At 58.5% G+C, this 25,080-nt stretch carries 15 protein-coding genes; 8 read left to right on the top strand and 7 right to left on the bottom strand.

The window, feature by feature from the left end:
- The first annotated feature begins 64 nt into the window (after window positions 1-64).
- Both M0G74_RS11405 and M0G74_RS11400 read left to right on the top strand, forming a co-directional pair.
- Entirely contained in the window at window positions 65-1,531 is a 1,467-nt protein-coding gene (locus M0G74_RS11405) for a VCBS repeat-containing protein (RefSeq protein WP_248217038.1), read from the top strand.
- 414 nt (window positions 1,532-1,945) lie between these two features.
- The gene (locus M0G74_RS11400; RefSeq protein ID WP_248217037.1) at window positions 1,946-4,480 is read left to right on the top strand and encodes a TonB-dependent receptor; all 2,535 of its coding nucleotides are present in this window, start codon (window positions 1,946-1,948) and stop codon (window positions 4,478-4,480) included.
- A gap of 67 nt (window positions 4,481-4,547) precedes the next feature.
- On the opposite strand, the gene typA is transcribed toward M0G74_RS11400, so the two are convergent.
- Window positions 4,548-6,356, bottom strand: coding sequence for a translational GTPase TypA (gene typA / locus M0G74_RS11395; protein WP_248217032.1), 1,809 nt, complete (start codon window positions 6,354-6,356; stop codon window positions 4,548-4,550).
- A gap of 408 nt (window positions 6,357-6,764) precedes the next feature.
- Between typA and M0G74_RS11390 the strand changes: the two genes are divergently transcribed.
- Together M0G74_RS11390 and M0G74_RS11385 are read left to right on the top strand one after the other, a co-directional pair.
- Complete coding sequence (locus tag M0G74_RS11390; protein WP_248217029.1) at window positions 6,765-8,006, top strand: TIGR03032 family protein; 1,242 nt, start codon at window positions 6,765-6,767, stop codon at window positions 8,004-8,006.
- Window positions 8,007-8,008: 2 nt separating this feature from the next.
- Window positions 8,009-8,602 (top strand): hypothetical protein, encoded by a 594-nt coding sequence (locus M0G74_RS11385; protein WP_248217027.1) that lies wholly within the window; start codon window positions 8,009-8,011, stop codon window positions 8,600-8,602.
- Window positions 8,603-8,692: 90 nt separating this feature from the next.
- On the opposite strand, the gene M0G74_RS11380 is transcribed toward M0G74_RS11385, so the two are convergent.
- Genes M0G74_RS11380 through M0G74_RS11365 form a run of 4 tightly spaced genes read right to left on the bottom strand, consistent with a single transcriptional unit; the run spans window position 8,693 to window position 11,884 of the window.
- Window positions 8,693-9,874, bottom strand: a complete 1,182-nt coding sequence (locus M0G74_RS11380; protein WP_248217024.1) for an ATP-binding protein — start codon at window positions 9,872-9,874, stop codon at window positions 8,693-8,695.
- Window positions 9,874-10,641 (bottom strand): response regulator transcription factor, encoded by a 768-nt coding sequence (locus M0G74_RS11375; protein ID WP_248217022.1) that lies wholly within the window; start codon window positions 10,639-10,641, stop codon window positions 9,874-9,876. Before M0G74_RS11375 ends, M0G74_RS11380 begins: the two co-directional genes overlap by 1 nt.
- Entirely contained in the window at window positions 10,641-11,006 is a 366-nt protein-coding gene (locus M0G74_RS11370) for a DUF3019 domain-containing protein (protein WP_248217018.1), read from the bottom strand. Before M0G74_RS11370 ends, M0G74_RS11375 begins: the two co-directional genes overlap by 1 nt.
- 2 nt (window positions 11,007-11,008) lie before the next feature.
- Window positions 11,009-11,884, bottom strand: coding sequence for a MipA/OmpV family protein (locus M0G74_RS11365; RefSeq protein ID WP_248217016.1), 876 nt, complete (start codon window positions 11,882-11,884; stop codon window positions 11,009-11,011).
- 398 nt (window positions 11,885-12,282) lie between these two features.
- On the opposite strand from M0G74_RS11365, the gene M0G74_RS11360 reads away from it, so the two are divergent.
- From M0G74_RS11360 to M0G74_RS11345, 4 genes are all read left to right on the top strand, one after another.
- Complete coding sequence (locus tag M0G74_RS11360) at window positions 12,283-17,589, top strand: autotransporter outer membrane beta-barrel domain-containing protein (RefSeq protein ID WP_248216998.1); 5,307 nt, start codon at window positions 12,283-12,285, stop codon at window positions 17,587-17,589.
- 94 nt (window positions 17,590-17,683) lie between these two features.
- Complete coding sequence (locus tag M0G74_RS11355) at window positions 17,684-20,488, top strand: TonB-dependent receptor (protein WP_248216987.1); 2,805 nt, start codon at window positions 17,684-17,686, stop codon at window positions 20,486-20,488.
- 71 nt (window positions 20,489-20,559) lie between these two features.
- The gene (locus tag M0G74_RS11350) at window positions 20,560-22,626 is read left to right on the top strand and encodes a prolyl oligopeptidase family serine peptidase (protein WP_248216985.1); all 2,067 of its coding nucleotides are present in this window, start codon (window positions 20,560-20,562) and stop codon (window positions 22,624-22,626) included.
- On the top strand, window positions 22,619-23,143 hold the full coding sequence (locus M0G74_RS11345; protein WP_248216977.1) for an energy transducer TonB: 525 nt from the start codon (window positions 22,619-22,621) through the stop codon (window positions 23,141-23,143). The genes M0G74_RS11350 and M0G74_RS11345 overlap by 8 nt, the downstream gene beginning before the upstream one ends.
- Window positions 23,144-23,259: 116 nt before the next feature.
- Here the strand turns inward: M0G74_RS11345 and M0G74_RS11340 are convergent, their stop codons facing one another.
- Together M0G74_RS11340 and M0G74_RS11335 are read right to left on the bottom strand one after the other, a co-directional pair.
- Entirely contained in the window at window positions 23,260-24,420 is a 1,161-nt protein-coding gene (locus M0G74_RS11340) for a hypothetical protein (protein ID WP_248216972.1), read from the bottom strand.
- Window positions 24,421-24,558: 138 nt separating this feature from the next.
- Window positions 24,559-24,942 (bottom strand): VOC family protein, encoded by a 384-nt coding sequence (locus M0G74_RS11335; protein ID WP_248216970.1) that lies wholly within the window; start codon window positions 24,940-24,942, stop codon window positions 24,559-24,561.
- Between the last annotated feature and the right edge of the window lie 138 nt (window positions 24,943-25,080).

Raw genomic sequence — 25,080 nt, 5'->3', positions numbered from 1 at the left:
GATCCGATAGCCTGAACGGTATAAGACATATTTACACTCGTAGATGGTATTTTCAGGGGTAGGTATGCGAACAAAATTTTTACGTCGGGCACTGGTCTGTGGCTTGTCGGGGGCACTGTTGGCCTGCGGTGGTGGGAGTGACAGCGACGGCGGCAATAATGTCAATAACGGCAATAATAGTAGTGGTGGGAATGATGGCGGTGGCAGCGCCGGCCAATGGGAGTTCCCGCTACAGCCGCGAGCTTCACTGATCGTTGATGTAAATAATGATGGGCTGAACGATTTAATTGTTGATACCGATGATTCAGAGTCGGATACGCGGGACCTGCTGCTGATCAACCAGGGCAATCTGAACTTTGAGCCGCGCCCGGATGCGCTGCCACTGCGTTTTACCGGCCAGAGTGACCTTGCAGAGGAAGGCACCACAGTAGCGATGGAAAGTGGTGACTTCAACGGTGATGGCAATGTCGATATTCTGGCAATAGCCGTCTCAGCGGGTTATGAAGAAAGTAAGATCCAGCTTTTCTTCGGTGACGGTAACGGCAGTTTTTCGGATGCAAGCGCCGGTGTTTCTCCAAACCAGTTTTCCGGCTGGCCGGAGCGGGCGAGAGTGGCTGACTTCGATAACAACGGCTACGATGATTTCATCCTGTCTACTTCTGGTCCCTGTGAAGATATCTGCGGAAGGATTTATTTGAACGATGCGGAGGGTAACCTGACTCCGGCTGCGATCACCTTCACCGATGTAAACGATACCTTTACCGCAGACGTTCTCACCTGGGATGACCGTGGTAATGTCGTTCGCGAACCGTTAAGCCGACCTACGCCCCACGGTGGAGATATTCTGGTCGGTGATCTGGATCAGGATGGGATGCCCGATCTCCTGTATCCGGCGCTGGACTACATGTATATACCGAGTTTTATCAATACCAGCACGCCGGGCAATCTGAGTTTTACGATCAAGTATACCGAGGGAATTCCTTACGATGTTCAGGAGAGCCTTGGCTATCCTGAGATTCACAACGCAATCCTTGCGGACATTAATGGGGATACTTTTCCTGACCTTATCGGGTCGAAGGCAATTTCCTACGACGTGACGACGGTACCCGTGCATACCTATTTAAACGACGGCAGTGGTACTTTCATTCTGGAGCACGACCGCTCTGCTGCCGGTGTGGGCGTAGTTCATGCGCGGGAGTGGCATGCAGTCGATGTTGACGGCAACGGTAGTGAAGAGGTTGTTATTGCGGATCACGGTTACGATCAGCAACCTTTCCCTGGCGCACCGAATTTATTGCTGTTCTACAATTCAGAAGGTCTGTTGGAAAATAGAGCGAGCACGGCGCTGAGTGCTGTGAATAGCTTTTCCCATGGCGCAAGTGTGGGAGACCTGAATGGCGATGGTGCCGTGGATATTTTCTTTAATAACGCATGGAGTGACGGTCTGGATGCGGCGTCGGAAGAGCGCTTCTGGATCAACAAGGCGGATGGCTCTGGCGAGTTTGAGGCAGTAGAGCCCACGTTTAATTGATGGCCGGGTAAGGGTTGATCGGATTAAATCTCCGTCGCGAGCTTTTGATCTGAATTCTCGATGTTTACCAGCAATAAAAAACGGGCCTATAGGCCCGTTTTTTTATTTTTGTGAAGAATTACTTCTTCGCGCGCTTCTACCTACTTTTCTGCAGCATCATTCCCGTTGTGATTGGCCTTCCAAGCTGTCTTTTGTTGCTTTCTTGTCCCTGGTGTTTTTTCAGGATCTACTGATTTTATCGCGAAGTCTATATAGAGCCTTTCGGTAGACTTCACCGCGTGAATGCATTCCAATAATTCCGCTCGAAACAGAATTTTTTAGCTCTTTGTGATCATTGCGAAAATTTCATTCATCCTTCATGCGTTAAATGAAATTTCGCGCCAAAAAATAATAAATACTAATTGGAGAGAAACCATGAAGGTCCAACAAATAGTGACTTCGCTTTCCCTGGTGGCGCTGGCTGGCAGCCTGGGAATGCCTGCATTTGCGCAGACCAGTGGCGATGCCCAGGAAGTGATTGAAGAAGTAGTTACCGTGGGTTCCAGAACCAAACCCCGTTCCGTGACCGAATCACCGGTACCGGTGGATGTGCTCAACGCGAATGACCTGGCCAAATCAGGCAGCAGCGACATGCTCGACCTGCTGAAAGGCTCAGTCCCTTCCTTCAACGTACACGACCAACCGATTAGCGATGCTGCCTCAATGATCCGCCCGGTCAATATGCGCGGATTGTCATCGGATTCCACCCTGATTCTGGTGAACGGCAAGCGCCGTCATCGCGCATCTGTTATCGCTTTCCAGGGCGGTGGCCTGAACGATGGTGCCCAGGGTCCTGATATTTCCGTGATCCCGAGCATCGCGCTCAAGCAGGTTGAAGTGCTGCGCGACGGCGCGGCGGCCCAGTACGGTTCCGACGCCATTGCGGGGGTGATGAACTTTGTGCTGAAAGACGACGCCGAGGGCGGCTCCCTGGAAATCAAAAGCGGCGAGTTTTTTGAAGGGGACGGCCAGACCACGACCATGTCGGGCAACTACGGCATGCCCATGACCGACTCCGGTTTCCTGAATTTAAGCTTCCAGTTGAAGAACGCCGACGATACCTCGCGTTCTGTGCAGCGCCCGGATGCGCAGGCAATGATCGACGCCGGTAATACCGCAGTGCCGGAGCCGGCGCAAATCTGGGGTTCGCCGAAGGTCGAAGATGACCTGACCCTGTTTGGTAATTTCGGTATTGACCTGAAAGACGGCAGCGAAATCTATGCGTTTGCCAACTATTCCAACCGCATGGTCGACGGTGGATTTTATTACCGCAACCCGAACGGTCGTGAAGGCGTATATACCGACGGTGACGGGGTGCGACTTGTGGGTGCTCTGGATGGCAATGCGGCGAGCTGCGATGCCTACCGCACCATCCCTGTGGCTGATGGTTCCGACATGGTGGCTTCGGGGCTGACGGCCGATGACAACTGCTTTGTCTTCAACAAAATGATCCCCGGCGGATATACCCCGCGCTTTGTCGGCGACATTACCGACACCTCGATTACCGCGGGTCGCCGCGGTGACTTTGGTGAGGGTTTTATGCAGGGTTGGGGCTATGACGTCAGCGCGTCCGTCGGTCGCAACGAGGCGAATTTTGGTCTGAACAACACCATCAACCCGTCGTTTGGTCCGGACAGCAAGCGCGATTTCGATACCGGCGCCTACATCCAGCTGGAAAAGACCCTGAACCTCGACCTGCAAAAGCAGTTCGATACCCTGAGCCTGGCCATGGGTACCGAGTGGCGCGAAGAATCCTTCCAGATTATTGCCGGTGAGGGTATGTCTTGGCAGGTGGGACCGCTGGCGGAGCAGGGCTTCAATATTGGTTCGCACGGTTTTGCCGGTTTCTCGATTGATTCCGCGGGCACGGCCGAGCGCAGTAACTACGCACTGTACATGGACGTCGAAAACCAGGTTACCGATGACCTGTTGCTGGGCGGGGCCGTACGCTACGAGAACTTCGATACCTTCGGCGATACCGCCAATTACAAGCTGGCGTTTAACTGGCAGTTGACCGATAACGTCGCCTGGCGTGGTTCTCACAGCACCGGCTTCCGCGCACCGACCATGGGCCAGGCCTCTGTGGTGAATACCCAGACCTCCATCGTGGGCGGCCAGTTGACCCAGGCGCAGACCCTGCCGGCTACCAAACTGGGTGAAGCCGAATTGATGCCGGAGGAGTCCGTCAACTTCGCTACGGGTCTGGTGATGTCCGCAGGTGCTGTCGATGTGACCATCGATGCGTTTTACATTGAAGTGGAAGACCGCATTGCGCTGACCGATAACGCCGCGCCCACCGATGCCCAGCGTTCGGCAATGGCGTTGGCCGGCGTGCCCAATCCGGAACTGATCGGCCAGATCAACTATTTCGCCAATGACTTCGATACCGAAACTACTGGAGTCGATGTGGTGGCAACCTACGGTGCGGAGCTGATGGGAGGTGCTACGGACTTCAGCCTGGCCTACAACTGGACCAAGACCGAGGTCAATGGCGGTGACGCTACCTGTGGCGGCGCCTTTTTGAATAACCAGGGCGAGATCTGTAAAGCGGTGCGTCTGGAGCGCGGGCTGCCTGAGCATCGGGCTTCCTTCACCATGGCGCAAAACTGGGACAAGCTCAGCGCCTTCGTGCGTGCAAACTTCTATGGTGAGTATGTCGGTGTACACGCCGACTGGTTTGGCGAGCAGCTGGGTTCCGCGTTCACCCTGGATATGGAGGCTTCCTACCGGGCAACCGAATCCATCTTCCTGACCGCCGGCGCGTCCAACCTGTTGGATGAAAAGGGCGGAAAGATCGATGGCTCTATCGTCGGTGAGGCGAACAATGTACTGGGTGGCCAGTACTACGAAACTTCGCCCTACGGTATTGGTGGTGGCTTCTACTACCTGAAGGCGAGCTACGAGTTCTAAAAAACTGCCCTGTTTTACAGGCCAAAAAAAAGCGCCCCGAGGGGCGCTTTTTTATTTTCCCGAAGAATTACTTCTTCGCACGCTTGCGCATGTTTTCCTGCAGGATCTTTTTGCGAACCCGGATGCTTTCCGGAGTCACTTCCACCAGCTCATCGTCTTCGATGAATTCCAGTGCCTGCTCCAGGGTGTGACGGATGGGCGGTGACAGGGTCAGCGCGTCGTCGGTACCGGAAGCGCGCACGTTGGTGAGCTGCTTGGCTTTGGTGGGGTTAACCACCAGGTCGTTGCCGCGGGAGTGAATGCCGATTACCTGGCCTTCGTAGACTTCTTCACCGTGGCCCAGGAACAGGCGACCGCGATCCTGCAGTGCGAACAGGCCGTAGGCCAGGGTCTTGCCCTTGGTCATGGAGACCAGCACACCGTTGATACGCTTGGCCACGTCGCCCAGCTTCACCGGACCGTAGTGGTCGAAGATGCTGGTCATGATGCCGGAGCCGCTGGTGATGGTCAGGAACTGGTTGCGGAAACCGATCATGCCGCGGGACGGTACGATGAAGGTCAGGCGCACACGGCCCTTGCCGTCCGGTTCCATGTTGGTCAGGTCGGCCTTACGCAGACCCAGCTCTTCCATGATCGGACCCTGGTGTTGTTCTTCTACGTCGATCACGACCTGCTCGTAGGGCTCCTGTACTTCGCCATCTACGATCTTCTGTACTACTTCCGGGCGGGAAACACCCAGCTCGAAACCTTCGCGGCGCATGGATTCGATCAGTACCGATAGGTGCAGTTCACCGCGGCCGGATACCTTGAATTTGTCCGGGGAGTCGCCCTGCTCTACACGCAGTGCCACGTTGTGGATCAGTTCCTGGTCCAGGCGATCCTTGATATTGCGCGAGGTCACGAACTTGCCTTCTTTACCGGCAAACGGCGAGTCGTTCACCTGGAAGGTCATGCTCACGGTGGGCTCGTCGACCGACAGCGGTGGCAGTGCTTCCGGGTGTTCCGGATTACACAGGGTGTCGGAAATGTTCAGCTCGCCCACACCGGTGATACACACGATGTCGCCGGCGCTGGCCTGTTCCACTTCCACGCGCTCCAGGCCCAGGTAACCCATCACCTGCAGTACCTTGGCTTTGCGCTTGTTCTCTTCGCGGTCGAGGATCACTACCTGCTGGTTCGGCTTCAGGGTGCCGCGGGTGATGCGGCCAACACCGATCACGCCCACGTAGCTGTTGTAGTCCAGTGCGGAAACCTGCATCTGGAAGGGGCCGTTGCTGTCTACCTGCGGCGGCTGCACCTTGTCGACGATCATCTGGAACAGCGGGGTCATGTCGTCCGCCATATCGGTTTCGTCGAGACCGGCGATGCCGTTCAGGGCGGAAGCGTAGATGACCGGGAAGTCCAGCTGCTCTTCGGTAGCGCCGAGGCTGTCGAACAGGTCGAACACCTGGTCCATCACCCAGTCAGGGCGCGCGCCCGGGCGGTCGATCTTGTTGATCACCACGATCGGGTTCAGGCCCTGCTCGAAGGCCTTGGAGGTCACAAAGCGGGTTTGCGGCATGGGGCCGTCTACCGCGTCGACCAGCAGCAGTACCGAGTCCACCATGGACAGTACGCGCTCTACCTCACCGCCGAAGTCGGCGTGCCCGGGGGTGTCCACGATGTTGATGCGGTAGTCGTTCCAACGGATCGCAGTGTTCTTGGCGAGGATGGTAATACCGCGCTCTTTTTCCTGGTCGTTGGAGTCCATCACGCGCTCGGAGTCGGCGCTGCGGCGGTCCAGGGTACCGGACTGCTGCAGCAGCTTGTCCACCAGGGTGGTCTTGCCGTGGTCAACGTGGGCGATGATCGCGATATTGCGAAGATTGTCTATCACTGGGGGCCTCTGGGCGTAATGCGTGATTGGGTGTGGCACTAACGATTTAGCGTGGTCACACCTGGGAAATTGGGTCAGGCGGGGGCTGTGCTGAGGGGTAAAACAGCGGCTATCCGGCCAAGGCGCGCGCATTATAGAGGTGAAGTGTGGCAATTGGGAGTCGGATTGGCGGAAATTTGTGCGTTTGCGGCCTGTAGCCCTGATTCCATCGGCTCTGCAGCTGCTGCGACTGGCGAGTTTCGGTTAGCGCCGGCGCGCTTGCTACAAACTGTTACAGTCGGTCCCCCCGGTCACGTCTTAAGGCGCGGTACAGTCTCCTGTGGCTGAAAACTGGCCAAAAAATAATGACCGGGTCCGCGGCTGCGGGCCACAAAGTAACGCCCCACCAAGTAACTCCGTGGTACCGAAATGAGTGAAGTAGACGCAACCGCCGAGGCGCAAATGCCGGCGGTAGATGAGGCAGAAAGCCAGCCAGAGAAAAGCTCAGAGACGAGTGCAGAGGCAAGCCAAGGGAACACCGCGGCGCAGGGACAGCAGCCACAAGAGATCACTGAACCGACCGCCGGCGAGCAGCAGGCGGCCAAGCCCGAGCCAGTGCGCAAATCCTGTTCCGCCGGCCTGGCCCAGTGGATGCACCAGCGTCAGTTGTCTATTGCCTTCACCTCCTACCAGTCCGGCCGCGTTTACATGGTGGGCGCCGAGCCGGGCGGCAAGCTGTCTTTTCACGAGCGCATCTTCCAGCGCGCCATGGGTATTGTGGGCAACCGCAACCGTATTTATATGGGCGGCCTTTACCAGATCTGGCGCTTCGAGAACGTACTGCAGTCGGGGCAGGTGGCGAACAAGATCTTTGACGCCTGCTATGTGCCGCGCAACGCGCAGTTCACCGGCGAGGTGGATATCCACGAGCTGGGCATCCAAAAGAGCGGCAAGATTGTCTTCGTGAATACCAAGTACAACTGCCTGGCAGAGCCGAGCCTGACCCACAGTTTCCGCGTGCTCTGGAAGCCGGAATTCATCAGCAAAATTGTGCCGGAAGACCGCTGCCACCTGAACGGCCTGGCGATGGTGGATGGCAGGCCAAAATACGTCACCGCGGTGTGCAAGTCCGACACCATCGACGGCTGGCGCGAGCGCCGCGATAACGGCGGCATCATCATCGATATCGAAAGCAACGAGATCGTGTGTGAAGGCCTGTCCATGCCGCACTCGCCGCGCTGGGTGAACGGCAAGCTGTGGGTACTGAACAGCGGCACCGGCTACCTGGGTTACGTGGATTTCGAGAGCAAGTCCTTTGTGCCCCATACCTTCTGCCCGGGCTTTGCCCGCGGCCTGGCCATGCACGGCAACTACGCCATCGTCGGGCTGTCCAAGCCGCGCTACGAGCGCTTCGAGGGCCTGCAGCTGGACCAGAACCTGGCGGACAAGGACTCGGAGGCCTGGTGCGGGGTGCAGTTCATCAACCTGACCAACGGCAATGTGGAACACTGGATCCGCCTCGACGGGCCGGTCAGCGAACTGTTCGACCTCACGGTGCTCGCCGGTACCCGCTGCCCCATGGGCATCGGCCAGCAGAGCAGGGAAAACCTCACCATGGTGACGTTTGAAGACGCCACCGGTGCGGCGGCCAGCGCACAAGCCAACGGCTGAATATGCAGGGCAATTACCCGCGCCTAGCGGAGTTCGACGGCGTTGAGCTGCTGGATGTCTACCGCAAGCTGACACCGGCGGATATCAATGCCGTCATCGACTTCTGGCTGCGCAACAGGTCGCTGCCAGCGGGCCTGACGTTAATGGAACTGCGCCGCCGGGCAAACGAGGTGGTGGTGGCGGTGTTGCGTGAAGACGCCATCGTCGCCCTCGGCTCGGCGCACGTCGACTTCGCCCCGCACGACGGGCAGCAGTATTACTTTTATCGCGACTTTTTCGGGCCGAACGGCGCGACCAATTCTGCGGCCGATTCCGCAACCGATTCAGTGCGGCGGGCGTTGCTGACGCAGAGTTACACCATTCTCAAGGCCTGGGAGCCCAGGTACCTGCCGCGCAAGCCGTTCGGTGTGCTTGTGTCGCCGCAAGGTGCGGATGTGCTTGCGGACAGTGAGTTGCAGGCGGGCAGCGAAATTGGCTTCTTTATTCTCGGCCTGCGCCCCGGCGGCGCTCCGGTTGTCGGGCGCAAGTTTGACGAATCGGTAACCGAACATCAGATCTCTCCGGGCACCAGTCTGCCAGTCGATTCCGACGTTTAATAACAGTACCGACGTCTAATAAGAATTCCGACACCCGGGCAGCGCGGCGCTTGCTTCCATCCGTGATCCGGGCCGTGGTCCGGCCCGCGATCAGGCGCGGTTGGGCCAGCGCAGGGTGGCGCGGGTACCGCCGAGGCTAGGGGACTGGTCCAGGCGCAGCTCGCCCTCGTGCCACATCATCACTTTCTTGACGATATACAGGCCGAGTCCGTAGCCCTGGTCGTCGGTCGCCGAGCGGGTGAAGGCGTCGGTCAGCTCCAGTGCGTCGCCGCCGAGGCCGGGGCCGTTGTCTTCCACCGAAAGATGGCAGAAACCATCCTCGTGCGCGAAACGGATATCCACACGGTCGCGCGCGTATTTGCCGGCATTCACTACCAGGTTCTGAATCGCGATGGTCAGCGAGTCCGGCTCCAGCCAGGCATCGCCATCGGGGAAGTAGTAGGCAATTTCCAGTTGTGGGCACTGGACTTCCAGGTGTGAAGCCAGGTCGGTAAAAAAGGTTTCCAGGGCGACCGCCTTGCGCGCGAGAAACTGCTCGTGCACTTCTATCTGCGCGAAGCTCAGATACTTGTCCACCAGCTCTTCGATATCGCGGGTGGCTCTGTCGATGACCCGGCGGCTTTCCGAGTCGCTGTCGGTCAGTGCCTGCTGAAACTTGATGCGTGCCAGCGGCATGCGTACCTCGTGGGCGATGGTGCGCGCCAGGTCCTGATTCATCTGGAAATGGCCGGTAACGATATTGGCCATGCGGCGGAAGGTTTCCGCCAGCGGGTAAATGGTGGAGCGGCGGCTGAACTGGCCGGGAATATGGAACGGCTTTTTGCTGAAGCGAATCGCCTGATTCTGCAGCCGGCTGAGATCGCTGAACATGGGCCAGATCAATAGCAGCAGCACCACCAGCATGGCGCCGATAAACAGCAGTCGCCACTGGGTAACGCTCTGCGCTGGCTCGTGGGGAAAGGGGCCGATTTCCAGTACGGTATTGCCGTTGCGATGGTAAAACAGGATCTGCCCGTCGCCGGCATCAAGGCCTACTACTTCGCCGCTGTCCAGGCGCTGGCGCAGGGCACCGGAAAAGTGAATGGCATCGGCGGAATAACTCTGGGCCAGGGGCGCATCGCCGCGCTCCAGCGCTCGCGCCAGCTGTTCGGCGCTGATGGTGTACTCGTGGGGCGCGGTGGAGTAGAGGTTGAACAGCGCCGCCACGGATGAGTAAACCACCACTAAAGCCAGCGCCAGTACGCTGACCATGCGCAACATCTGCAGGCGCATCAGGAGTGACTGTGCACGGTGTTGAGGGAGTAACCGCGGCCGCGGATTGACTGAATGGCAACGCCGTCGGCAATGGCTTCCAGCTTTTTGCGCAGGCGGCTCACGCGCATATCGATTACCCGATCCAGACCGTCAAACTCGCGGCCGATCACCCGCCGGAACAGGTACTCGCGGCTCAGCAGGCGCGCCGGTTGCTCGGCAAAAATCTGCAACAGGTCAAACTCGTTAGTGGTCAGTGGCAGCGGCTGCTCGTGCACCTGCGCCTGGCGGCTCACCAGGTCGATGCTGAGGGGGCCAAAGGTAATACCGTTGGCACTGGGTGCCGGGCTACTGGCGGTGCGCAGGTGCGCCTGGATCTTTGCCCACAGTAGGTGCGGATCAACCGGCTTAACCAGATAGTCGTTGGCGCCGAGGCGCAAGCCCGCGACCTGGTCATCCACCGAGCTGAGTGCGCTGAGAAAAATCAGCGGGCAACTCAGCTGGCTGCGGAATTGTTCCAGCAATTGAAAACCGCTGGCATCCGGCAGCACCACGTCGGCGATGATCAGGTCGTACTCCCGGTGGTGCACCGCGCGCATAAATTCACTACCACTGGCGGCATAAGTGACGTCGCACTCCCGATCGGACAGGAAGCGCACGATCAGTTCCGCCAGTTGCTGGTCGTCTTCCAGCAGTAAAATCCGGTATTTACCCGAAACGCCTTCGGTTTCTGGATGGGCGTTATCAGCTTGGAATGCGATATTGGCAGGGCTCGACATGGTATTCATTACAGCAGCCCCCAGCCGTAGCGGCGGCGGTGGCGTTTTGGTTGATATTGCGCGACCTTGAGAATGGCCGCGGCCACCCCCTCCCCGCTCTCGCCGGAAGTCACCTGAAAGCGAAGATCGCCGGGGCTATTGACGTATACCTTCAACTCTTCGGCGTCGCCCCAGAAGCAGCGCACCAGCCCGCGGCCGGCAATGGACAGGCAGTAGCGGGCGTTATCGTCCGCATCGAAATTGATTTTGACCGACACGTTGCAGCTGCTCTCCCCTTCATCCACCGCGCAAACGCTGGGGGTGAGGCGCAATTCCGCGGCTTTCACCAGCGCTGGCGCGATTGCCATGAGGAGCAAAAAGAATTGCCGCTTCATGTTCAGTGCCCGCTACCGAACGCGTACTGCAGGCCCGCAAACCAGCTGAGGGTATGGGGCTTGTCGATAAAGCGCGCATTTCTGCCTGCCTCATCGAAGTCGTTGTAGCGCGCCGCCAGGCGCAGAGACAGGTGCTTGCCCAGCGGGTAGGAAAAATGCACGCGTGCGTAGGTGTCGGTGGCATCGTCCGCAGGGTGAGCGGCGAGGTAACGGTTGTAGAAAATGTCCGCTTCCTGCTCGCTGAACTGGTAGTAGTAACTCACCAGGTCTGCGTCTTTCTGGATGGCGCCAATACCGAAGCCGATGGCGCCGGCAAACAGGGGATACTGCTTGTCGAAACTCAGGTGGGCTTCACTGCCGTGGTGCACATTGCTCAGGTCGTGAAACCAGGAAAAGGAAACGTCTACCCAGTCCGAAACCAGGGTCACACTGGGGCCGCCGACAACGGAAACCTTGCGCTCTACATCTTCCGGATTGGGAGCCTGGAAGTGCGTAAACCAGTTTGTCACCAGGCCATCGGCAGCTTTGTTCTTGTCCAGTTGGAAATAAAGCCCGTCTTCATTGGGGCGTGCGACCAGATCCAGATAAACGTTTTTGTTTTCCAGCAGGCTATAGCCGACCGTCAGGTCGCTGACAAAGAAACGTTTTCCGTAGTAACTGAAGGAAGGTAGCAAATAGGTTTCGCTATCCCGTTTTCCGGCGATGGGATTTTCCAGGTAGCCATAGCCGCTGGCGATACTGATTTCCCAAGTGGAGGTGGAAACCTCGGACAGACTGGTAGTGCGCGCCGGCTTGGCCTGTACGGCTGCATGGGAAGTCGCCACGGCGGAAAAAACGCCGAGGAAAGTCAGCAGGAATCTGGGGGTAAGTCTGGTCATCTAGGCAGCGCGTGAACAGTGTTCTGGTTGTATTTTGATCGTTTGTATCACAGCGTAACTGGCCGCTCCATAGCCTCTACCGAATCCTTACAAACTGTTACAAAGCGCAGGTTTGTGAGGAAAAATCCCCTAGAAACAGACGATTGTCCAACTAATTATCTGTACAAAAAATGACTGACCTTCTGGTCTGATTCTCCCTCCGATTTTTAATATTGAACGACCGTACGGAATTGCCCGCTGATGGTGCATTTCCCCTGCTGCGCGCGCCACACCGGTGCGCTGACAAACTGTTACGTGAAAGCCTTGGAGCCCTTGATTCTCCCCGTGGTTTTATCCGTCGCTCAGAAACTTCCGATAACAGCGCACGATCGCAACCATTCACATTGGGGAGAGAATCTATGGCCGATAACAAAGGCTTTCCCAGTTCCCAGAGTCAGCTGACCTCCGCGGTCCGCAAGGCTCTGTTTACGTCCGCGGCGGTGACTGCCATCGCCATGGGTACTCCAGGCTACGCAGCGGCAGCGGAAATCGCCTGCGCGCCGGGTCAACTGGGCGCGCCAGCGGCCGGTGATACCGTCACCTGCAGCGGCGTATTCGATGAAACCATCAACTACGACGTGGTCGATGCGACGGTCATCGATCCAGATTCTGCGGCCGAGAGTATTCTTCCCGGTGACATTAATGTGGTGGTTGCCGAAGGCAGCACGGCGAGCGGCATCACCGTTACCTCGGTAACTGCGGCCGTTGCCGACACCGAAGCCACTGGTTCCATCGTGATCGAGAACCACGGCGATATCGCCCGCGAAGGTGATGCAGGCATTGAAGTTCCGGACGGCGTCGAGCGCACCTATTACGACATGGGTATCCGTGTCGGCAGTGGTAATTCCAACGACGGCGGTCACTTCTTCGACAGCTACATGGTGCTGGATGAAAACGGCAAGGCGCTGCTGGACGAAGACGGCAATCCTACCGGCGAGCGAATTCTGTTCACCGACGCCGATGGCAATCCGATCAAGGTAGCTGCCGACGAACTCGACAGCCATCTGGGTGTGAACACTGACAGTGCCGACTATGGCAAGCTGAGCAAAAATGGCCCTGAGGACAAAATCACCTTCCTGGTTGCCGAGGAAGGCACCTTCGAGGGTGGTGTCAGTGCGCTGGTCAACGCGGAAACCGAAGCCGGCAGTATTTCTATTACCAACACCGGTGATATCAGTGTCGGCAGCGGTCAGTCCGTTACCTATTACTCCGCGTTCACCGAAAAGCACAGCAGCTCCTACGGTGAGATCGTAGCGTCCGGTAAGAATCCCTTCTCGGTCCTCAATAAAGTCGATGTGGATGGTGACGGCGTTGCCGATATCAGTGTGTGGACCGGTGAGGATACTATCTTCGTCGATCCTGCGAATGCGCATACCGCGACGGTTTTCTCCGGTGGCATCAGCGCCAGCAGCACCAGCGGCAATATCGTTATCGAAAACGCGGGTACCATTACCGCAGGCAACATCTCCAAGGGTGTCAACGTCTTTACCGAGAGCGGTGATATTGCCATCAGCAACAGTGGCGACATCGCCACTGGCGATGCCTCCTACGGCATCAGCGCGTCCAGTGCGGTGCTAGCGATGGATTCCGGTATTTCCTACAGCTACAACACCCAGGACAGCGGGACCGCTTACGCCGTCGAGCACACTGCGGGACGGATTGATTTTTTCAGCGGTTGGAAGGGGCCTTCCTATACCCACTTCTATCGTGACTACTCCGTTGGTTCAAAGATCGTCGATTCCACCGACAGCGTCATCGAGATCGGCAATAGCGGCAGTATCTCTGTGGGTGAAGCGGGTGTTGCCATTCATGCGAAAAACCCCTCCGGTGCAGGTATTACCATCATCAACTCCGGTGATATCGATGTTGCCGATGGCGTTGGTGGTGCCGGTATTTACGCCTCTACCTCTGCCGGCTTGAGCGCCACCAAAGAAATGGTCGAGGTTGCAGCCTGTAACCCATTTTTTGGCTGCCCGACCAAGCCGTATTTCACCATCGAAAAAGGTGAAGCCAGCGAGCTCAATGTGGCCTACGGCTTGAGTGATCGCGAAGACAACATTTACAGCCACAATGCCAATGGGGACTACTACACCCATGAGGCGCCGATACTGAACTTAGTCGGCCGCCCCACCGGCTACTACACCGAAGAAGCTACCAAGCACTACTCGGAAGTGGTGCAGTGGGAAGCCACCGGCTACTTTGACGACCGCGGTGATATCGCCATCGCCAACAGCGGCACCCTGGATCTGTCTGGTACTTTGGCTGCTGCCGGCATTACCGCAGTGGGCCACGGAACCAAGACCATTCTCAACTCCGGTGATATTGAAGCGGGCGCGCTGGGAACGGGCATTGGTACCCGCGGTGTCGGCGAAACCGTAATCGACAACCAGGGCAATATTTACCTCAATGGCGCCGGCAGTGCGGCGATTCAGGTCGAGGCCTCGCCGTTCAATATGGACAGCATTGAGCAGTCCGGTGCCGGCATCGACGGCGCTACTGTCGAAGCGTTTGGCGGTTTTGAAAATGGCGACGTGATTATTGCCAACTCCGGTTTCATCGGCGGTGCTGACACCAGCCACCTGGTCAGCTACAACGAAAACGGTGCGCTGGAATCCTTCGCCATTACCAGTTTTGGTATCAACGTTTCTGCGCTGGGCTCAAACCTTGTTGGCAGCGCCAACAAGTGGACCCAGTACGGCCAGGCGACCGTGGACAAGGTCAACGCCAGTAATTACGCCCGAGCTCAGGCGGATATGGAGTCGTATCTGGCCGGCGAAATCACCATCGATGAGGTGTACGAGTACACCAAGATCGAGATCGACGAGAGTATCGAGCTGACTACCACCAGTATCCTGAATACCGGTGATATCAGCCTCTCGGATCAGGCTCGCGGTATCAATGTCTCGGCAAAATACGGCACCGTTGTGGTTGAAAACCAGGGTAGCATTTCCGTTGGCAATGGCGTGCATGGGCGCCAGCCGGAAACCTACGGTGCGGTCACCATCAAGTCTACTGCGATCAACGTCAGCAACTTCGGTATCGAAGGCCTGGCGAATCACCTCGTAGTGAACCGCGGCGATGTATTTGCTGGCGATGTCGCCAATGGTATCCGTTCCGAAAGCTGGCACGGTTCCAGCTCCGTGTTCAACGAAGGCAATGTCACCGTTGGAAGCGGTCACTTGCTGGAGGCTACTGATGAAAGCGCATACGCTCACGGCTCCGTCGCCAACGGTATCAGCTCTGTGGTTGCCGGCGGCAACGATGCCTACGCATTTGCACACAACAGCGGCAATGTGACCACAGGTGATCGCGCCTTTGGCATGGTGTCTTCCAACGTGTTCACCACCGGGACCTTCCTGAGTGAAGAGTTTGCGTACGACCACACCGCGGCGGCGATTAACACCGGCGTAATCAGCACCGGCGACTACGCCACCGGTATGGGCGTGAACGGCTATATGTCACTGGGCTACAACAGCGGCAGTATCACTATCGGCAGCGGTCCGATGCAAAACCTGAACAATGTTGAGATTGCTGCAGGCATGCGCACCCTCACCGATGCCGGTTTGACGGCAACTCTGCTGAATACCGGTGACATTACCGGTGGCGACGAAGCGGCGGGCATGTTCGCCGAAGCTTTCTTTGCACGCAGCATGCAGAGCGACACCGGCAGTATCATCGTCGGCGACAACGCTGCGGGCCTGGTAGCACGCGGCCAGACCCAGGCCATTGCCGAGAACGCCGGCGTTATCCAAACCGGTGATGCGTCCACCGGCATCCAGGCCATGGGGACCAACTTCAATTACGGCGCCAACTACGCCACCGCGATCAATACTGGCTCCTTAACCGTGGGTGACGACTCCCTGGGTATCCAGGCTTTCGGTACCCTGGCGCAGGTGGTGAATACCGGCACCGTGACGGTCGGTGACAGCTCTGTCGGTGTGCAGCTGTCTTCCGCAATCCTTAATGCGATTGACGCGGAAACCGGTGAAGAGTTTGTGCGTGCAGGCGCGGTGGTGAACCAGGGCACTATCCTCGCCAGCGGCGAAGGCAGCCTTGCGATCCAGTCTACCGAAGACTTTGCGGCGAACATCGTCAACCGCGGCCTGATCGAAGGCTCCGTATCCATGGGCGCGGGCGATGACTTTATCCTCAATGGATTCCGCTACGACGCCGACGGCTACATCGTGGGCGTGGGCAAGTTCATCCTCGACGATGCCAGCATCGACATGGGTGCCGGTGCCAACAATTTCAGCAACCAGTCTGGTGACATCGTCTTCTCCGGCGACAGTCGCATCGACGTGGGCGCCAAGGGCACCATGCTCAACCAGTCCTACCGCGGCAGCTACGTCACCATCTCCAGTGTGAACGACGAGATCGGCGACAAGCTGACCATTCGCGGCGATGTGGAATTCACCAGCTTCCAGGGCCAGAACACCCTGCTGCTGGCCGACATCGGCAGCCGCGGCAGCGACCGCATCGTGATTCACGGCGACGTGACCGCGAACGAAATCCTCGACGTCGAAGCGGGCACCACCCAGTCCTCCAACCTGCGCCTGGCACTGAACGTGACCGACCAGGGCAAAGGCCGCATCGTGTCCGGCCCGGTGCTGGTGATCAACGGTGAGCAGGATATGGACAGCGTCCAGCTCGCCAACATCGGCGGCGACTTTGCCGACACCATCCTCAGCGCCGAACTGCGCCAGGACGGCGGCGGCAACTGGGTAGTGGATTACACCGCGGGTCTGTCCGATCTGGGCACCGCGGCCAGCTCCATTTCCCACCTCGCGGAAAGCTTCTGGCTGCGTTCTTCCTCTGCCTTCTTCGACGGCGAGCGCTCTGCCAACGGCAGCGAGACTGGTCGTATCGAAGGCCTGCAGGCCTGGTCCAGCATGTTCACCACCAACAGCGATGTGGCCGCCCTCGGCGCGCTGGCGGCGCAGGACCTGACCTTCAGTCAGTCCCTGGGTGGCCAGGTTGCCGGTGCGACTTACTCCACCAAGCTGGGTGACAGCTGGCTGTCCTTCAGCCCACTGGTGGGCCTGGGTACCGCCGACGGCAGCCAGCTGGAGCAATCCGCCAACGCCAAACTGGATACCAAAACCTACGCCCTGACCGGTAGCTGGAGCATGCGCGACTTCTACGCGAATGCCATGTACCAGGTGGTGGACTTCGACGCGAACGTGCGTGCGCACGATTCCGCCGCGGCCACTTCCGGTAAAGCCGATGGTGTCAGCGTGGAAGCGGGCTGGACCTACCTGGCGGATTCCGGCATGGCCGTGACCCCGTTTGCACAGTGGGACAACGTCGGTGTCGACGTCGATTCCTTCAGCACCGCGGATGGCAACTTCGATTACGACTACGCACTGAACAGCAGCAAGCGCGCGCGCCTGGGCCTGAACATGCGCAAGTCGTTCAAGTTGAGTGAAGGCTTCGCCATGCCTTACGCCACCTTCAGCGTATCTGAGCGTCGCAACGCCGATATCCACAACCTGCACGCCAACGGCATCGCTTTCGAAAGCGATGTGTCCGGCACTGGCTTCAATGTGGACTTCGGTATCGACGGCAAATACCAGCTGTGGACCTTCAAATCTGGACTGGGCATACACAGCGGTGACGTGGACAAGAATGGCATCAGCGGCCACCTGTCCATCTCCCGCAGCCTGTAACGGCTGATCCGTTCGTCCTGGCCCTGGGGGTGCACTGCACCCCCGGTTTAAGAATTAAAAATTTCAGATGGGTGTACGCCCACGGGAATTGACCATGTTTGAAAAAACAATGTTTGAAAAAAAGAAACTCTCGCTCTGCGTAGCGCTGGTACTGGGTGTTTCTGCGGCCATGCCGCTGTCGGCACAAGAGAGCAGCGAAGCGCAGGAAACCGAAAAAACCGAACTGCAGGAAACGCTTGTTTCCGAAAAAGTAACCAAGAAGGTTGCTAAATCCGAAGACGGACTGGTGGTGCGTTCCGCCGAAACCATGGAAAACGTGGTGGTGACCGGCTCCCTGATTCCGCGCAGCACCTTCGACGGCCCCGATCCCATGACCGTGATCGGCGAAGAAGACATGAAGGCGCGCGGCCTGAACACCGTTGCCGATGTGATCGATTCGCTGGCGGCGAACACCGGCTACCGCGAAGGCGAAGCGGGCAACCTGCTGTCCGGCTTTACCGTGGGCGCTTCCGAAGCCAACCTGCGCGGCATGGGTGCCGGCCGTACCCTGGTACTGGTCAACGGCCGCCGCATTGCCGACTACCCGTTGCCCTTCGGCGGTGAACAGAACGGCGCGGACCTGGGCACCATCCCCGGTACCTCGGTTTCCCGCGTTGAAATCCTGAATGGCAGTGCCTCCGCCATTTACGGTTCCGATGCCGTGGGTGGTGTGATCAACGTGATCACCAAGCGCGACATGGAGCAGACCATCGTCACTGCCGACGTCGGCGCTTACGAAGACGGCTACGGCCTCACCAAGAACACTTCCTTCATTACCGGTAAGGTATTCGATCGCGGTTCCGTGACCTTCAGCCTGGAGCAGCGTTCCTCTGACGCCATCTACGCCGATGACATTGAATTCCTGAACGACCGCAAATACCTGACCACCGGCGTTGGCGTTACCCTGACCGATCTGAACGCGGGCACCCAGGGTCCGGTTTCTCCGATGGGTTACGACTGTGAAGCGGCTGGCCTGGTCACCACCGAGACCTACGGTGAAGACGGCAAGACCGTGTGTAACTTCGACGCCTCCGGTGGCATCGCCATGCAGCCGGAAATGGAGCGCACCTCTACCTTCGTCGACGGTCGCTACCAGTTCAGCGACAACATTTCCGGTTTTGCCACTTTCCTCGGCTCCAAGCAGGACGTGTCCAGCTCCGCGCCGGCGGCCAACTGGAATGGCACCATCATCAGTGCCGACGGCAGCCGCGCAGTGAATGTCGCGCGCTCTTTTGTGCACGACCTGGGTTACACCACTTCCGGCTACGACCAGGAAATGTGGACCCTGATGCTGGGCCTCGAAGGTGAAACCGTACTCGGCGACACCACCTGGAACTGGGACCTGGGCTACTCCAAGGCGCGCTACAACATGGTGCAGAAGTACGGTGCCATCCGTGAAGATGCGCTGCGCAACTGGATCCTCGACGGCGCCCAGTACTCCCAGGAGCTGTCGAACAACGTCTACGTGGTGAATAACAGCTTCTTCGACAACCAGCTGGTGGACAATATCTTCCGCGATGCCTCCGGTGATATCGACGAACTGATGGGTATGGCCACCACCTATGCCAGCTCCAGTGCCGATAGCATCAGCGCCAAAGCGGTGGGTGAGCTGAGCGATTTCGGCTTCCTGTACAACCCGGTCACCGTGGCGGTGATCGCCGACTGGGCGACCCAGTCCAGCCAGATCAGCCCGGACGAGCGCTCCCTGAACCTGGACGGCAACGGCTGGTTGAACCTGGGTGCCATCGAAGCGGGCGGCAGCCGCGATCGCACTGCCATCGGTGCCGAGTTCCTGATTCCGGTAGTGGAAGACCTGGAACTGACCTTCGCCACCCGTATGGATCGCTACGACGATTCCACCGCGATCGGCGGCCGCAATACGTCCTCGCTGAAGTTCCTGTACAGCCCGATGGACATGCTGAAGTTCCGCGGCAGCGTGGCGCAGACTTTCCGCGCTCCGGACATGTTCAACATTTACGGTGAGTCCACCGGTTTCACCGTGGTTGCCGACCTGGTGGGCAACAACTGCTACCTGGACGAAGACACCAGCGACTGTGCGGTTTACAACGTGGTCTCTACCCGTCGCGGCAGCCAGGACCTGGAAGAGGAAAAAGGTAAGGACGTCGGCTTCGGCTTTGTGTTTACCCCGACCAATGACATCAGCCTCGCGGTTGACTGGTACAACGTGCGCCTGGAAGACCTAGTGGTAACCGAAAGTGCCGCCGGCCTGATGCGTAACGAATGGCAGTGTGCCACCGGCGTTTACGCCAGCGGCAGCAACTTCTGTCAGGACGTGAACAACCGCGTAATTCGCGATGCGTCCGGTGCCGTTGAGCGCATCATCATCGAGCCGCAGAACCACGAATACACCGATATGGAAGGTATCGATGTGACCCTGGCCGGCCAGTTTGATTCTGCCCGCTTCGGTAACTTCGGCGCCCAGTTCAAGTACGTGAACATCCTGTCCTACGAGTGGCTGCAGTTTGCGGGCGACGAGCCGGTGGAAATGCGCAACGGCCTGCCCGGCCAGGCGACCCCGGCCAACAACAGCAACCTGACCCTGAGCTGGAGCAACCCGCTGAGCGGTTTCCGTTCCGTGGGCGCGAACCTGTTCATTCAACGCCAGGGCAGCGTCAGAAACTTCGCCAGCACCGAGCGGATGGATCCCTACTACACCGCCAACCTGTCTGCGAACTATCGCCCCAACGCACGCATGAACCTGGGTCTCACGATCAGAAACCTGACCGATGAAATGCCCAATAACGACATGACCAACCGCTGGCCCCACTACTGGAGCTACCTGCAGCAGCCCTACGGCCGCAGTGTAAACCTGTCGTTCAGCTACTTCCTGAGTGAATAACTGAGATCCTGTTGATGTGTCGGTCGGTGCCTGGCGTTTTTTGCCGGGCGCCGGCCACAGGAGAGAAAACAATGAAAATAGTATCAATGCTGAGCGCCGCGGTGGTTACCGGGGCGATTGCGGCGATGAGCCTGCTGCCGGCACCGGCAGTGGCAAAAGAATCTGTGGCAAAGCCTTTCGCCAGCCTGGGTGAGATGCCGGTGCCGTTTGAGGACCTGTTCCGCCCGGTGGCCTACACCAATATCCGCATTTCTCCGGACGGCAAATACTTCGCCGCCGGCCGCATGCGTGAAGACGGCATGACCGATGGCCTGATCATCGACCGTCGTACCATGGAAGTGAAATCCACCCTGCAAATGTCCGGTGACGTGGGTGTCAGCGGTATCCGCTGGGCCAACAAAGAGCGTGTTCTGTTCAGCTTCACCATGAAGTCCGCGGTGGCGGAAGATGCGAGCACCTCGCAGATCGCCGGTATGAATATCGACGGTTCGCGCAAGGAAATCGTTTTCCGCGGCACCAGCGATTACGACGGTGCGGAAGGCGCGCAGCTGCTGGGCAAGATCGATGACGATCACTACCGCATCGCCGTGTACCCCTCCGGTTCCGCGATGAGCTTCCCGCTGCAGTACATCTACAAGCTGAATATCTACACCGGCAAAACCACCCGTATCGCCCGTTCGCCGATCCGCATGCCGAATGCGATCTTCAACAAGGAAGGCGAAATTACCCACTGGGTCGGCAAACTGCCGGACGACTTCGATGCGACCGTGGTGGCCAGCCGCAATGCTGCCGGTGACTGGGACGAAACCGTGTTCCACAACAAAGACGGTGTTTTCGCACCGCTGGCGTGGACCAAAGACGAAGACTGGATGTGGTATTCCGACACCCTGGAAGCGCCGACCAAGGGCCTCTACAAGGTGAACGTGAAAACCGGTGAGAAAAAGCTGGTCTACCGTCACCCGAAGGTCGACTACGACAAGATTTTCTACGATGAAGACGGCAACCCCTGGGGCGCGATGATCAATTACGATTATCCGCAGATGGTCTACATCGACGAAAACAACCACTACGCCAAGACCCACAAGCGTTTGCAGGGTACTTTCGCCAACAAGCACATCCAGATCCTGAATCGTACCAGCGACGGTAACGAGTGGGTGGTGCACGTGGGCGACGACCGTCATCCGGGCAGCTACTACGTGTACAACCAGTTTGACGGTGCGCTGAAGTTCCTCGCCAACCAGGCGGAGTGGATCGACCCGGCCAATATCCCGGCGACCCACCCGGTGCGCTTCACCGCGCGCGACGGTCTCGAGATCAATGGCTACCTGACCCTGCCGGTGAACAAGGAAGCGAAAGACCTGCCGCTGATCATCCTGCCGCACGGTGGTCCCCACGGTCCGCGCGACTACTGGGGTTACAACAAGGAGCGCATCCTATTCGCCAACGCCGGCTACGCGGTGATGCACGTGAACTACCGCGGCTCCGGCGGCTATGGTCGCGACTTCCTGTTCGACTGGTACGGCCACTGGGGTATGGAAATGCAGGACGACCTGACCGACGCCACCAACTGGGCGATCCAGGCGGGTATCGCCGACGCGGATCGTATCTGTATCTACGGTGCTTCCTACGGCGGTTACGCGGCCATGCAGGGCGTTACCAAAGAGCCGGACCTGTACCAGTGTGGTATCGGTTATGTGGGCGTGTATGACATGGAAATTTTCAGTACCCACGGCGATATCCGTCTGCGTAAAGCGGGCCGCAAGTACCTGGCAGAAGCCACCGGTACCGACCCCGAAGTGCATCGCCAGCGCTCCCCGGCGCGCAACGCCGAGCGCATCAAGGCACCGGTCTTCCTGGTGCAGGGCGCCCGCGATGTGCGTGTACCCATCGAGCACTACTGGGCCATGCGCGACGCCTTGGAGAAGCAGCACCACGCACTGGAAACGTTGGTCGCCCCGCGCGCTTTCCACGGCGCCCGCGAGAAGGACAGCCAGAAAGAAATCTATTGCCGCATGATCGATTTCTTCAATCGCCATATTGGCGATGGCAAGCCCACCGACGCGCCCGCCAGTGACTGTATCCCGCAAGGTGCCCGCGGCCTCGACTACACCTTTTACGATGAGGTGAAGCGTGGTTAAGCGAGTATTGATCGCGGCTTCCATGCTGTTCGCCAGCCAGGCTTTCAGCCTGGACTGGCAGCGCCCGGACTGCTCCGCCTACGAAAGTTTCAGCGAGTGCCGCAACGCGGAAAAAAATGCTTACCGCCAGAGCAAGCAGCAGGAATTTCGCGAAAAGGGGCTTTCCTTCTGGTATTACGAGCGCCCGGACTTTTCCGAAAATGACGCGGTTGAAAAAGCGTTGGAAGACAAGGTCGAGGGTGCCCTCTTCTTTTCTTTCGACGTGGAAAAAAATGGTTCGGTGTCGGGTTTGACACTCAAGCACAAAACCAGCGAGGAAGTGGCGGTATACGCGGCGCCCTTGCTGGCGGCGATCAAGAACTGGCAGTTTGTGCCTGCGGAAACCTCCTGGAAAGGGTTGGAGTGGCGCTACCAGTTTTATTTTGAGCCGAAGGCGTGCGACGGCGAAGAGCCGGCGGCAGCCTGTGAAAACAAAGTCGAAGGAAATACTGAAGCAAACACCGAAAGCGAAAGCTGAAAAAAATTCTCTTGGTCGAGATCCCGGTAGCAGTACGCTGCCGGACCCCCAGTTTAGCCCGGGCATTGCCCGGGCTTTTTTGTGTCTGGAAATGGGCGCTTGCGGCGTGTCATTGGTCAGCTGGCGGGAACCGCAAAAACGGTGATAAAAGCGAGGGCCACGGCGACAGTGGCAAATAATGTGCGCTGCCAGGCGGATTGGCTGACGCTGATCGCGACCAGGCATTGCAACAGGTAGTAAAACGCAAATGCCCGCGATGCCAGCGCCACTATTTCGAGGGTGTCCGCGGACCAGGTCAGTGCGATGGCTCCAGCGCCGACCAGTAGTGTGGCGAAGCGCAGTTTGAGCTGGTGATGGGTCACTTCCGCGAGATTGCCGGTGGCCGCGAGTGTATCCGCCACCGCAGCGGAGAACTGGCTCATGGCCGCGGCAATGACCAGCGGTGCCACCAGCACGGAAGAGGCAGCGGCGGCGAGATGAATCAGGCTGTTGTCGTCGTACTTGCCGTTCAAGGTATGCACCAGCGGCAGTGCCACCGCAATAAATACGAGATAGACGCCGGTGGAAATAAGCTGTGACCAGCGCGATGCGCGAATACGGGTGTCGGCCTGGAAGCTGTCCCCCAGGTAGCGGGTGGTCTCGAACCCCTGCACCACGATCAGGGTGCCGGCAACGATGGTGAGTATTTCCCACAGGCTGTGGGGTTTGGGATGGAAAAGCGTCAGCCCCGCCGGCGACCGCCAGGCGTGCAGGTCGTGGAGCGCGAAGCCGCCGATCAGCAGCACGATAATCACCAAGGTGACCGCCAGCGCGATTCCCTCCAGCGCCGCAAGGCTTTCCAGCCCCCGGGTCACACCGATCACTGTGATAAATACGATGACGGCGGTGGTGAGTGCATCCTCGTTGACCCCGGTATCCAGATGCAGGCTGCCGAGCACAAACGCAGAGAGGATATGCAGGTAGAGACAGACCGAGATCACGTAGGCCATGACCAGCGCCAGGTCTGAGCTGCGCTCAAACGCCAGGGTGGATTCCTTGGGGCTTGCCGCGAGCGCCGGTTCCGCGTGGCGAATATTGAAGCGGATAACACTGCCCACACAAAACGCCAGCGCGCATACCAGCGCCATGGCCAATACGGCATAGGCTCCAACTGCCCCGGCGAGAATGGGTACCATAACCAGAAAGCCGCTGCCGAAGATTGATGCCAGTGGCGTGCAGGTTGCCCGCACAAGCGCCCGTGGGTTGCCGCGGTGATTGACGGCGGGTTTGCGCTGCATGCTTTCCCCTGTTCAGATCACAAGCTAACCAGTCCTCAGCATAGCGGGTTGCCGCAGGCACAAAAAAAGCCCGGCGAGCTGGCCGGGCTTTTTTTGATGTGTCAGTGACTTACACCTGTATGGCTGAGAGCCTTGCGATCAGGCTTCCATACGGCGCAGCGCGCAGATCTTGTTGCCGGATGGATCGCGCAGGTAAGCCAGGTACAGCTTCATGCCACCGCCCTCGCGTACCCCCGGTGGTTCTTCACAGGTGCTGCCGCCATTGGCTACGCCTGCGGCATGCCACAGGTCGGCCTGCTCCGGGCTCGCGACTGAAAAGCCAATGGTGCTGCCGTTACCACAACTCGCCGCCTCTCCGTCGATGGGTTTGGTGAGGGCAAAAACACCGCTGTCGGTAAAATAGAAGCAGCGTCCTTTGGCATCGATGACGCCGGGCTTGTGGCCCAGTACGCCGAGAATCGCATCGTAAAATGCCTTGGATTCCTGAATGTCGTTGGCGCCGAGCATGATGTGGCTGAACATCGTGATTCCTTCTGACTATTGAAGTGGGGGATCAGTGTACACCGGTATCCGGTGCCGGCTGCTAGACGAAAGTGTCCAGTAACATTTGCGCTTTCGTCGTCCCTGAAAGAAAAGCCCCGGCGGCGACCGGGGCTTTTG

Origin of the sequence: Microbulbifer sp. CAU 1566, from assembly GCF_023156515.1 — a bacterium.
GTDB lineage: Bacteria > Pseudomonadota > Gammaproteobacteria > Pseudomonadales > Cellvibrionaceae > Microbulbifer.
This window is presented reverse-complemented; position numbering and strand designations above follow the sequence as displayed.